The sequence below is a fragment of the Janthinobacterium sp. UMAB-60 genome (assembly GCF_900095235.1).
GTDB lineage: Bacteria > Pseudomonadota > Gammaproteobacteria > Burkholderiales > Burkholderiaceae_D > Janthinobacterium.
The window spans coordinates 377,527-388,721 of the sequence record NZ_LT607483.1; the positions used below are offsets into that span (position 1 = coordinate 377,527).

At 59.5% G+C, this 11,195-nt stretch carries 11 protein-coding genes and 1 other RNA gene; 5 read left to right on the forward strand and 7 right to left on the reverse strand.

Annotated elements, in window-relative coordinates; genetic code table 11:
* The first annotated feature begins 69 nt into the window (after positions 1-69).
* From K0F86_RS05030 to K0F86_RS05040, 3 genes are all read left to right on the forward strand, one after another.
* Positions 70-1,671: a sensor domain-containing diguanylate cyclase gene (locus K0F86_RS05030; RefSeq protein WP_219133257.1), complete on the forward strand. Its 1,602-nt coding sequence runs from the start codon at positions 70-72 to the stop codon at positions 1,669-1,671.
* A gap of 128 nt (positions 1,672-1,799) precedes the next feature.
* On the forward strand, positions 1,800-2,645 hold the full coding sequence (locus K0F86_RS05035) for a hypothetical protein (protein ID WP_219133258.1): 846 nt from the start codon (positions 1,800-1,802) through the stop codon (positions 2,643-2,645).
* 13 nt (positions 2,646-2,658) lie between these two features.
* The gene (locus K0F86_RS05040) at positions 2,659-3,108 is read left to right on the forward strand and encodes a GTP pyrophosphokinase (protein ID WP_219133259.1); all 450 of its coding nucleotides are present in this window, start codon (positions 2,659-2,661) and stop codon (positions 3,106-3,108) included.
* A 46-nt stretch (positions 3,109-3,154) separates the two neighbouring features.
* Here K0F86_RS05040 and K0F86_RS05045 read toward each other — a convergent pair whose 3' ends face one another.
* A complete protein-coding gene (locus K0F86_RS05045; RefSeq protein ID WP_219133260.1) occupies positions 3,155-3,574 on the reverse strand; it encodes a hypothetical protein in 420 nt (139 codons plus the stop codon).
* A 287-nt stretch (positions 3,575-3,861) separates the two neighbouring features.
* On the opposite strand from K0F86_RS05045, the gene K0F86_RS05050 reads away from it, so the two are divergent.
* Positions 3,862-4,131: a hypothetical protein gene (locus K0F86_RS05050; RefSeq protein ID WP_219133261.1), complete on the forward strand. Its 270-nt coding sequence runs from the start codon at positions 3,862-3,864 to the stop codon at positions 4,129-4,131.
* Positions 4,132-4,228: 97 nt separating this feature from the next.
* On the opposite strand, the gene K0F86_RS05055 is transcribed toward K0F86_RS05050, so the two are convergent.
* The 6 genes from K0F86_RS05055 to K0F86_RS05080 all read right to left on the reverse strand — a co-directional run bounded on the left by K0F86_RS05055 (position 4,229) and on the right by K0F86_RS05080 (position 8,003).
* Complete coding sequence (locus tag K0F86_RS05055) at positions 4,229-4,531, reverse strand: HNH endonuclease (protein ID WP_219133262.1); 303 nt, start codon at positions 4,529-4,531, stop codon at positions 4,229-4,231.
* Between the two features lie 329 nt (positions 4,532-4,860).
* Positions 4,861-5,221: a transfer-messenger RNA gene (ssrA, locus tag K0F86_RS05060) on the reverse strand.
* A gap of 83 nt (positions 5,222-5,304) precedes the next feature.
* Entirely contained in the window at positions 5,305-6,009 is a 705-nt protein-coding gene (locus K0F86_RS05065) for an HAD family hydrolase (protein ID WP_219133263.1), read from the reverse strand.
* 68 nt (positions 6,010-6,077) lie between these two features.
* On the reverse strand, positions 6,078-6,773 hold the full coding sequence (gene ubiG / locus K0F86_RS05070; RefSeq protein ID WP_219133264.1) for a bifunctional 2-polyprenyl-6-hydroxyphenol methylase/3-demethylubiquinol 3-O-methyltransferase UbiG: 696 nt from the start codon (positions 6,771-6,773) through the stop codon (positions 6,078-6,080).
* A gap of 127 nt (positions 6,774-6,900) precedes the next feature.
* Positions 6,901-7,611 (reverse strand): outer membrane protein OmpA, encoded by a 711-nt coding sequence (gene ompA / locus K0F86_RS05075; protein WP_219133265.1) that lies wholly within the window; start codon positions 7,609-7,611, stop codon positions 6,901-6,903.
* Positions 7,612-7,775: 164 nt separating this feature from the next.
* Positions 7,776-8,003, reverse strand: coding sequence for a hypothetical protein (locus K0F86_RS05080; protein WP_219133266.1), 228 nt, complete (start codon positions 8,001-8,003; stop codon positions 7,776-7,778).
* Between the two features lie 264 nt (positions 8,004-8,267).
* Here K0F86_RS05080 and gyrA point away from each other — a divergent pair, with 264 nt between their 5' ends.
* Positions 8,268-10,946 (forward strand): DNA gyrase subunit A, encoded by a 2,679-nt coding sequence (gene gyrA, locus K0F86_RS05085; RefSeq protein ID WP_219133267.1) that lies wholly within the window; start codon positions 8,268-8,270, stop codon positions 10,944-10,946.
* Positions 10,947-11,195 lie beyond the last annotated feature (249 nt).

Here is an 11,195-nt window from a genome sequence, read left to right on the forward strand (position 1 = left end):
GACGATGTGTGAATATGTCGCTGCCTATTTGGTGCACACTTCACTGGATATCAAACCGGGAGTTAATCCATGACCAGGTCACGCAGCTTGCCGTCACGCCTGTTGGGAGCTGGCTACCGGGAATTCTCCTTGTTGCCGCTGGCCATTTCATTTGTCGTGCTGGTGTGCCTGTCGCTGCTGGCGCTCCAGCTATGGATGACCTTGCGCGCGCGGGAAGTGCAGCTCAATGAAGCGGCGCGGGAAAGCGCCAATCTGGCGCAATCCGTTGCGCAGCATGCTTATGACACCATCAAGGACGCCGATACGGTGCTGGTCGGACTGGTGGAACGGGTGGAGACAGATGGTGTCTCCGACCTTGAGCTGGAGCGTATCCATAAATTGCTGGTCACCCGTGTCGGCGAGCTGCCGCAGCTGCACGGCATCTTTATTTATGCCAAGGATGGCAGCTGGCTGGTGAACTCTCAGAAAACGCTGTTGAGCAATCTGAATAATTCCGATCGAGATTATTTCAAATACCATCGAACGCATGATGACCGGGGGCCTTATGTCGGCCCGCCCGTGCGCAGCAAATCGACCGGGGACTGGATCGTCACGGTATCGCGGCGGATCAATATGCCTGACGGCAGTTTCGGCGGCGTGGTGCTGGCGACCATCGACATGCATTATTTCAGGCAGTTTTACGAACGTTTTGCGATAGGCGAAAAAGGCGCCATTTTCATTGCAAATGGAGCGGGCATTCTTTTGTTGCGGCGGCCGTTCGATGAGAGCTTGCTGGGACGCGATATTTCGCAGTTCCCGGTGTTTCATGATTATTTACCCAAAAGTCCGGTTGGCACGGCCGTGATCCGGTCGCGCGTCGATGGCGTGACGCGTATCAATAGCTACCGCAGAGTCGAGGAATACCCGCTGGTGGTCTCTGCCGCGTTGTCACAGGATGAAGTGCTCGCTTCGTGGCGTCTCGATACGTTGATGCAAAACGCCGTGGGCGGCGTACTGGTACTGCTGATTGCCTTCATCGGATACCGCGTGGTGCGGCAAATCGATTTGCGGGTCAAGAGCGAGGCGGGACTGGTCGCGGCGCGCAACGAGCTGGAATTGATCAATGAAACCCTGGCCCGCCTTGCCAACCAGGATGGATTGACGGGGCTGGCGAACCGGCGCCATTTCGATCAGGCACTGCTTGCCGAGTTCAGCCGTGGACAGCGTGAAAAAAGCGCTCTGGGACTGGTCTTGATCGATGTCGACTTCTTCAAGCAATACAACGATATCTATGGCCATGTGGCCGGTGACGAGTGCCTGAGAAAAATTGGCAAGGTGGTGGCCTACAGCATGCGCAGACCGGGCGACCTTGCCGCGCGCTATGGTGGCGAGGAGCTGGTCATTTTATTGCCCGGTACGGATCTGCAGGGCGCGTTGGCGGTGGCGGAAGGCGTTCGCCATGCCGTGCAGTCGCTGGGAATCGAGCATCGGGGCAATCCTCTTGGCGTGGTGACGGTCAGCGTCGGCGTGGCGGCGTTTACGCCAGTGCATCTGGAAAATCAGGCAGTGGAATTGATTGAGCTCGCTGATAAGGCCTTGTACAAGGCCAAGGCAGCCGGGAGAAATCAGGTCTGTTATGCGTCTGCATGCGAAAGTGCCGAGCAGCTTGCGGCTGTTTTTGCGTTTCGATAGCGATTTTTGAATGTAGAGGGTCACCGTCAGCTTGGTGCTGCGTCCTGAGTGGCGCGTGCGCCAGCCTCGTCCATGTAGAATCGGCAAGATCCGGATCGACGTATCCGCCCCTTCATTGCGGAGTACGCTTGAGCGTGACACAAACATTGCAAACCTGGCTGCTGGCCTGGCGGGAAGCTTTCACGTGCATTGGCCTGGGACTGCGCGATGCGCGTCATGCGGGCTTGTGGTGGCGCTCCGCGCTGTGGTGCATGGCGGTCGTGGCGCTGTGGCTGGGACTGTATGGCTGCTTCGGTCGTTTTTTTGTCGAGCTGAGCGCCATGCTGGCGCTGGTGTCCGTCACGGGCTTGCTGGGTCTGGGCGTGATGGATGGCGTCGGGACACTCGCCAACGGGCCTGCCACGCTCTCGCAGATGGGCAATATCGCCGGCAGCCTGGGCAGCGCCGCCAAGGCCCTGCTGTCGATCGGCCAGATCGCCCTGGCGCTGCTGGCGCTGGCTGCTTTTTTCTATGTGATGGTCTTTATCGTCGGCGCCATCGGCACGGCGCGCTTGCCGCTGCGCTGGTTGTTGCTGGAGCGCGCCAAGGCTGTGGCGGCGCGCCGCTATGTTGCGTGGCAAGCGCCGGCCGGCCTGGATGCATCCACCGCGCGCCCCGCCTGGCGCAAGCGCCTGTTGCTGCTGCTTTCCCTGTTAATTCCCGTGTGGGCGATGTGCGTGCTGATCTCGTACTTGCTGGCCTGGAATGTGCAAATGATCTACGGCGCGGCGGCCGCAGAGGTGCTCAGCATGGAACAAGAAACGGCGTTGCGCCGCGAGCAGCACCCGGCGATCCTTGCGCTGGGTCTGCTGTTGTGTTTGCTGATGCTCATACCGGTCCTCAATTTATTGTTGCCAGCCGTGCTGTGCAGCAGCGTTTGTCACTTGCAGCGCCGCGGCTGGCGCGCAACGGGCACATCAATCCAAGTGGAGTGAACAAGGAGTGAATATGAGTGAACCCGCAAGACGCGCCACCCTGGAGCGCGCGATTGAAATCGCCGCCGCCACCCATGCCGGCCAGACGGACAAGGGCGGCGCGCCGTACATACTCCACCCCTTGCGCGTCATGCTGCGCGTCGCTCCCGGCGTCCAGCAGATTGTCGCCGTGCTGCATGACGTGGTGGAAGACAGCGACGGCAAAGTCACCTTCGACGACCTGGTGCGCGAAGGATTTTCCCAGGAAGTCATCGACGGTGTGCGCGCCGTGACCAAGGTCGAGGGCGAGTCGTATGAGGATTTCATCGCCCGCGCGGCCCTCGATCCGGTGGGCAAGGCCGTCAAGCTGGCGGATCTGGCGGAAAACAGCGATTTGTCGAGGATAGGGGCGCCGACGCAGAAGGATCTGGAGAGGATAGAGAAATATCGGAGGGCGATCAAGCAACTGATATCGCAGCAGTAATTCTTGCGTGCTGAATTGTGTACGAATGGCAGGCTTGCCCCCGGGGTCACCGGCTACGAGCAAGAGCCTTACGGATGGCCTGCTCGACGGGACAGTCTATGAGCGCCAGGATGATGACCACGATAGCGGTAACAATCAGTCCCTCCAGTAAATCAGGACCGGGGAAAAGTTGCTGATTGGCGATGGCCTCAGGCACTGTTGCACGCTTCCAGAGAAGGAGCACCAGGGCGGTGCCGGCGGCGAGCAGCATCGCCGCTCGACGCTGCTGCAAGCGGGCCATCTGCCCCATCAGCAGCAGCGCGATACCCCATGCAAAAGGATAGAAGCCGTGGTCGAACAAGATCATGTGCTCATCGTAGTAGGCGCCGGTGTACCAGGCAAAACGGGAGAAGCCGAAAAGGCCATAAGCGACGAGGGCCACGGCCAGAACGAGGAAACTGGAGGACAGGAGGCGGGCAATTTTCATGGTTTGGATTTCTGTGGCAATGCATCGAGATCGCGCCACCATGGCTTGTCGGTTACCCTTGCGCATGATTTCACCGGCCGTGAAAGGTCATGTTTCCGCAATTAATAAATATAGCATATTTACTAATTTCCATATTGGGTTGGTGCCCGGCCACAGGAAAAACCGCCTGCGGTGCAAGAGCTGGCCAGAGGAATCGGGGAGGGTTGCGACCACCGATTGAATCCGCAGCCACAAGCGCTTACTTACTCACTCACTCACTCACTCACTCACTCGTGCGTGCAAGAAAAATGGAAGATAAAATAATGCTCTTGTGGAAGATTCAATCAGCTATTCAGCAGATTCAGTCTCTGGCAGCGAAAGGCTGGCCGCCTGGACAATCTATCCTGCGACAACCAGGTTGGTGCGAAGGATTTGTGTCCGGATGTCCTTGCGACCCAGCGCCAGGGCCGCTGTCCATGGGATTGATTGCCACTCGTGAACTCGACATGCACGGCGACAAGGCCGATCTCGCATTGTTGATCAACGATATCCAGGACGCTGTGAATTCACTTCATTGATCCGCCTACTTCGGTAGTTCTATGACCGCTTCGGGGCGTAAGCGGACGGGGCCGATTACCGCTCTGAATCGCCATCAGTAGCTTAAGATCGCGATTCTCAGCGCGGGAATTTATACCGTACCAGAAGGGTAGGTCCTTTGCCGCCGGATGGCGCCAGCAGTATCTCGTCACCCGGCTGCATCTCTTCATACATTACCGTGCAACAGGTCGGCATCGAGTGGCCGCGCGCGGGATAAACGCCAACGTCGGTGTGCAGGGTCGCAGCGCGTACGTCCACGTCGGTCTTGCCGGCCTTTCCTGCTTCCTGCAGCAGCTTGCGCAGTGCGGTGACGAAGTCCCCTTTGCTGAGTCTGGCAGGTGCCTGGTTTGCTTGCGGGCGAGCGGTTGCGTCGTTTTTCATGGTGTTTTCCTTCAGTGAGTACATTCCCGGCACTATATCATTGGCCCCTGACACAGAGCGAGGGGCAGGTCCGGCATTTGCATACAGCCTGAGCCGCTAAGCTTGTCGTTAGGAAAAACCGCCTGCGGCGCAAAACTTGGCCAGAAGAATCGGAGGGGGTTGCGCTTGCAAGCGCAACCCGGTTTTGCGGCGCCGAGCTGCGCTCGCCGAAGGCCCCGCAAAACCCCCGCGCCCGTACCGGACGCGGATTCAATGCCCGCGCGCTGCATGCATGGAATAAATAAAAAGGGCCTCCCCGCCAAAACGGGGAAGCCCTTTTATTTATTCAGTGGTGGAGACGGCGGGAATCGAACCCGCGTCCGCAAGCACTCCACAGACAGTTCTACATACTTAGCACTATCATTTAATTTAACTCAGCCAGCACGGATGTGCACGTTATGGGCAAGCGAGTTACCTATTATTTAGTCGGACGCTAAGTAACCCAGCATCAGACGAGTCCCTGTAAATGACTCTAGAGCTTTTAACGGCCCACCCCAGGGACGAGGTGTTCTAGAGCTAACAGCAATTAAGCTGCCAGTGCGTACGAGTTATCGTTTGCAGTTAAGTTTTTTCAGGTTGTATTTACGAGGTAGCCCGCCCTCGGTATGCCCTGCGCTGCTTTGCAACCCACGTCGAAACCAGGTCGTCCCCACAGAACCTTCATTGTAGCGCAATCTTCACACTCTTGCATGATGCATTCGTTTGTTGGCGCGCCAGATCAAGAGGAGGCCGATTTATGCCGCCAGCTGTCGCGCCTGCGCCGCCTTCACCACGCCAGTCACCAGTTCGAGCAGGGCCAGCGGCGTGTCCAGCAGGTGGTCGGCTTTCCAGTGTTGTGGCTCGACGGGGCCGCAGTAGCCCCAGGCGCAGGCGACCGTGCGCATGCCGGCGGCGCGGCCTGCCTGGATGTCGCGCAGGTCATCGCCCACGTACCAGCAGTCTTGCGGCGCCAGCTCCAGGCGGCGCGCCGCTTCCAGCAGGGGGGCGGGGTGCGGTTTCGGGTGCGCCATGGTGTCGCCCGAGATCACGCAGCCGGCGCCGCCCAGGCCGATCTGGCCCACCAGCGGGTCGGTGAAGCGGGAAGCCTTGTTGGTGACCACGCCCCAGGCCAGGCCCAGTGCTTGCAGGCCATCGAGCATGGCGGGGATGCCGTCGAATAAACGGCTTTCCACGGCCAGGGCCGCTTCGTAATTGTTCAGGAAGCCGTCTTTCAGGGCTTCGTAGCCGCTTTCGCCAGGTTGCACGCCATACGACGCGCCTATCATGCCGCGCGCGCCGGCCGAGGCGGTGGGGCGCAGGATGTCATACGGGGTCGGCGCCAGGCCGGCGCGCGCGCGCAGCAGATTGATGGCCGCCGCCAGGTCGGGCGCGGTGTCGGCCAGGGTGCCGTCGAGGTCGAACAGGATGGCGCGCGGGGCTGGCAGATGGTCTGTGATCATGGCGGGCAAAAGGTGTCAAGTAAGAATGAAAAATGGCGGCCGCAGCCGCCTTGTATTGTGCGTGATGGTTACAGCGGCCGGGTGCAGGCCACCAGATAATTGACGCTGGTATCGCTATTAAGTGAGTAAATCTTGGTCAGCGGATTGTAGCCCATGCCGCGCATGCTGTTGACGTCCAGGCCGGCGTTGCGCGCGTATTGCGACAGTTCGGATGGGGTGATGAATTTGTCATAGTCGTGCGTGCCTTTCGGCAGCAGGCGCAGCAGGTACTCGGCGCCCAGGATGGCGAACAGGTACGCTTTCGGGTTGCGGTTCAGGGTCGACAGGAAGATGTGGCCGCCCGGCTTGACCAGCGTGGCGCAGGCTTTCACGATGGCGGCGGGGTCCGGCACGTGCTCGAGCATTTCCATGCAGGTCACGACGTCGTACTGGCCCGGCTCTTCCTCGGCCATGGCTTCGGCGGCGATCAGCTTGTAGCGTACCTTGGCGCCCGACTCCAGGCTGTGCAGGTCGGCCACTTTCAGGGCCTTGTCGGACAGGTCGATGCCCGTCACGTCGGCGCCCTTGCGGGCCATCGATTCGGCCAGGATGCCGCCGCCGCAGCCGATGTCGATCACGCGCTTGCCGGCCAGCGGCACTTTCGCGTTGATCCATTCCAGGCGCAGGGGGTTAATTTCGTGCAAGGGACGAAACTCGGAAGTGGGGTCCCACCAGCGGTGGGCCAGCTCACTGAATTTTTGGATTTCGAGAGGGTCGGCGTTCATAGGTCGAATAATAGCGGCAATTTTACAATCGGGCAGCCACGGACGAAAAAAAACCCCGCCTTGGCGGGGTTTTTCATGCTGTCCTTGACTTGCGCGATGACTTGCGGCAAGTCCAGGGGCTCAGCTATTACTTGTTGCGGGTACCAACAACTTCGATTTCCACGCGACGGTTTTTCGCACGGCCTTCGGCAGTTTTGTTATCAGCAACAGGTTGTTTCTCGCCTTTGCCTTCGGTGTACACGCGGTTGCTTTCAACGCCTTTGGTGACCAGGTAGGCTTTGACAGCATCAGCACGACGTACCGACAGTTTTTGGTTGTAAGCATCGGTGCCGACGGAGTCAGTGTGACCCACAGCGATGATGACTTCCAGGTTGATGCCGCCCAGTTGTGCGGTCAGCTCGTCCAGCTTGGCTTTGCCTTCTGGCTTCAGCGTAGCTTTGTCGAAATCGAAGAATGCATCAGCAGCGAAGCTGACTTTTTCCGAGGTAGGAGCCACAACGACTGGTACTGGTACGACAACGACTGGTGCCGGTGCTGGTACGACTGGCGCTGGTGGAGCCACGCATTTGCCGTCTTGCAGGGTTTCTGGCTCTACGCACAGTGGCACGTCGCAACCTGGCACTGCGTCAGCAGGTGTCCAGTAGCCGGTGCGCCAGCACAGACCGAATGGATCGCGCACGATCACGCCGCGGGCATCTTGCACGTAAGCGCTTTTCGGGCTTGGTGCTTTGATGTCAGTGGTAACTGGCGCGAATGGTGGGGAGGTTGGGGTTTGGGCCGAAGCCGAGCCAGCAATCACTGCGGATGCAGCGAAAAACAGCGTTACAAATTTATTCATTCTTTTTTCCTTTCGGGGGGTGATATCCGCAGAACAACACTGCGCTACTGGTGCTACGTGCCAAGATTTTATCATGTAGACCATATGCGCTCGTTTCAGATTGCGAAACTAGCAATTAACTTCCCAGTCATTTTGCCACACGCATCAGGGGCACACGACGGTGGTTAAATCAAAGCTTGCCCGATTTTAGACCGCGCGTTGTTTTTGCGCAACGAAAATGCCCATTTGTAACGCATCTGTAACAATTGATCGTTTTTTTTGCCACTTTGAAGGGCAGGCGTATTGAACTGATATTGCCATTGTGCATTATCGGCCGGCCGGCGTGCGTGGCCCTGGTGCAATCTGACAATATTGTCGGCATGGCCAATTTGTACAGGTAGCTGGGCGCGCATGCTAAAATCGTGTGCTTGACTGTCAAGAGTGTCGAGCAAATGCCCACGGCGGCACTGCATGGCCAGGACGTACCCCTGTGGTACGCGTACTGACCGTGCCGCCAGCCCGCCGATTTGCTCGGGCACTCTGCGACATGGAAGCCGGGCCGGGCCAGCAGCGCGCGGTGCGGCGTCCACGACGACAGCCACCCAGGATATGCAGTATTGCGTCATACATTGCGTAACAGATAAGTTAACCACAGCCTGAGATCAGTCGAACCGCCAATGGATCAATTCGCAAAAGAAACAATTCCTATTTCCCTCGAAGAAGAGATGCGCAAGAGCTACCTCGATTACGCCATGAGCGTGATCGTCGGTCGCGCCTTGCCCGATGCGCGTGATGGCTTGAAGCCAGTGCACCGCCGCGTCTTGTTCGCGATGCATGAAATGAATAACGTGTGGAACCGCCCTTACGTCAAGTGCGCCCGCGTGGTCGGCGAAACCATGGGTAAGTACCATCCCCACGGCGATGCCTCGATCTACGACACACTGGTGCGCATGGCGCAAGATTTTTCGCTGCGCTACATGCTCGTCGATGGCCAGGGCAACTTCGGTTCCGTCGACGGCGATGGCGCCGCGGCGATGCGTTACACCGAGTGCCGCCTGGACAAGATCGCCGGCGAGCTGCTGGCCGATATCGACAAGGACACCGTCGACTTCCAGCCCAACTACGATGGCAAGGAAAAGGAACCGACGGTCTTGCCGACGCGTATCCCTAACCTGCTGATCAATGGCTCGTCCGGCATCGCCGTCGGCATGGCGACGAACATTCCGCCACATAACATCACCGAAGTCATCGACGGCGCGCTGTATGTGTTGCGCAACCCGGAATGCACGATCGATGAATTGATCGAGATCATTCCCGCCCCCGATTTCCCGACCGCCGGCATCATCTATGGCGTATCGGGCGTGCGCGACGGCTACCGCACGGGCCGCGGCCGCGTGGTCATGCGCGCCAAGACCCACTTCGAAGAATACGGCAAGGATGGCGGCCGCATCGCCATCATCGTCGACGAGCTGCCATTCCAGGTCAACAAGAAATCCTTGCTGGAACGCATCGCCGAAAACGTGCGCGACAAGAAGCTCGACGGCATTTCCGACATTCGCGACGAATCCGACAAGTCGGGCATGCGCGTGGTGATCGAGCTGAAACGGGGCGAAGTGCCGGAAGTGGTGCTGAACAACCTGTACAAGCAGACCCAGTTGCAAGACACCTTCGGCATGAACATGGTGGCCCTGGTCGATGGCCAGCCGAAGCTGCTGAACCTCAAGCAGATGCTGCAATGCTTCCTGTCGCACCGCCGCGAAGTGGTCACGCGCCGTACCGTGTTCGAACTGCGCAAGGCGCGCGAACGCGGTCACGTGCTCGAAGGTCTGGCTGTCGCGCTGGCCAATATCGATGACTTCATCGCCATCATCAAGGCCGCGCCGACGCCGCCGATCGCCAAGGTCGAGCTGATGGCCAAGGCCTGGGATTCGTCCGTCGTGCGCGAAATGCTGGCCCGCACGGGCGACGGCACGACGCCAGGCGGCATCGATGCCTACCGTCCGGAAAACCTGCCGAAGCACTACGGCATGCAGACCGATGGCCTGTACAAGCTGTCGGACGACCAGGCGCAGGAAATTTTGCAGATGCGCCTGCAGCGCCTGACCGGCCTGGAACAGGACAAGATCGTCAACGAGTACAAGGACGTGATGGAACATATCGCCGACTTGCTCGACATCCTGGCCAAGCCGGAACGCGTCACCGTCATCATCACCGATGAAATGACGGCGGCGAAGAACGAATACGGCGCCGGCAACAAGGACGTGCGCCGCTCGCAGATCGAGTTGAACGCGACCGACCTGGAAACGGAAGACCTGATCACGCCGCAGGACATGGTCGTGACCCTGTCGCACACCGGTTACATGAAGGCGCAGCCGATTTCCGAATACCGCGCGCAGAAGCGCGGCGGACGCGGCAAGCAGGCCATGGCGACCAAAGAGGAAGACTGGATCGACCAGCTGTTCATCGCCAATACACACGACTACATCCTGTGCTTCTCGGATCGTGGCCGCATGTACTGGCTGAAGGTGTGGGAAGTGCCGCAAGGCTCGCGCAATTCGCGCGGCAAGCCGATCGTCAACATGTTCCCGCTGCAGGACAACGAAAAGATCACCGTGATCCTGCCGCTGTCGGGCGAGAACCGCACGTTCCCGGAAGACCATTACGTGTTCATGTCGACCAGCCTCGGCACCGTCAAGAAAACGCCGCTGAAGGATTTCAGCAATCCACGCAAGGCCGGCATCATCGCGGTCGACCTGGACGACGGCGACTTCCTGATCGGCGCGGCGCTGACCGACGGCCAGCACGACGTGATGCTGTTCTCCGATTCGGGCAAGGCAGTGCGCTTCGACGAAAACGATGTGCGTCCGATGGGCCGCACGGCGCGCGGCGTGCGCGGCATGAACCTGGAAGAAGGCCAGCACGTGATCGCCCTGCTGGTGGCCGAGAACGAGCAGCAGTCGGTGCTGACGGCCACGGAAAACGGCTACGGCAAGCGCACGCCGATCACCGAGTACACGCGCCATGGCCGTGGCACGAAAGGCATGATCGCCATCCAGACCAGCGAGCGCAACGGTAAAGTGGTTGCCGCGACCCTGGTCGATACCAGCGATGAAATCATGCTGATCACCACCGGTGGCGTATTGATCCGCACCCGCGTGTCGGAAATCCGCGAGATGGGCCGCGCGACGCAGGGCGTGACCCTGATCGCCGTGGAAGACGGCACCAAGCTGTCCGGCCTGCAGCGCGTGGTGGAAACGGATATCGACGAAGTCGAGCTGACGACGGAGGCGGACGCCGCGCCTGCGCCGGCAGCGGCTGAACCAGCCGATCCTGTCGATCCGGCCCAGCCGGAGTAAGATGATTGGGGCTCTTTCGGGAGCCCCAATTGCTATTGGCGCACCAGTTGTTAGGCCCGTAGGTCGGCTTAGCCCAAAGGGCGTAAGCCGACAAGCCTCCCGGCCGCAGTCCATTTACCCTTCATTCAACATCCCGCATGCCATGAGAAAAATCGTCGCCACCTTCTTCGCCGCGTTTTCGCTGGCCTTCCTTGCCACGCTGCCGGCCCTGGCCCAGATCGCGCAAGTCACGCCCGCGCGCCAGGCCGC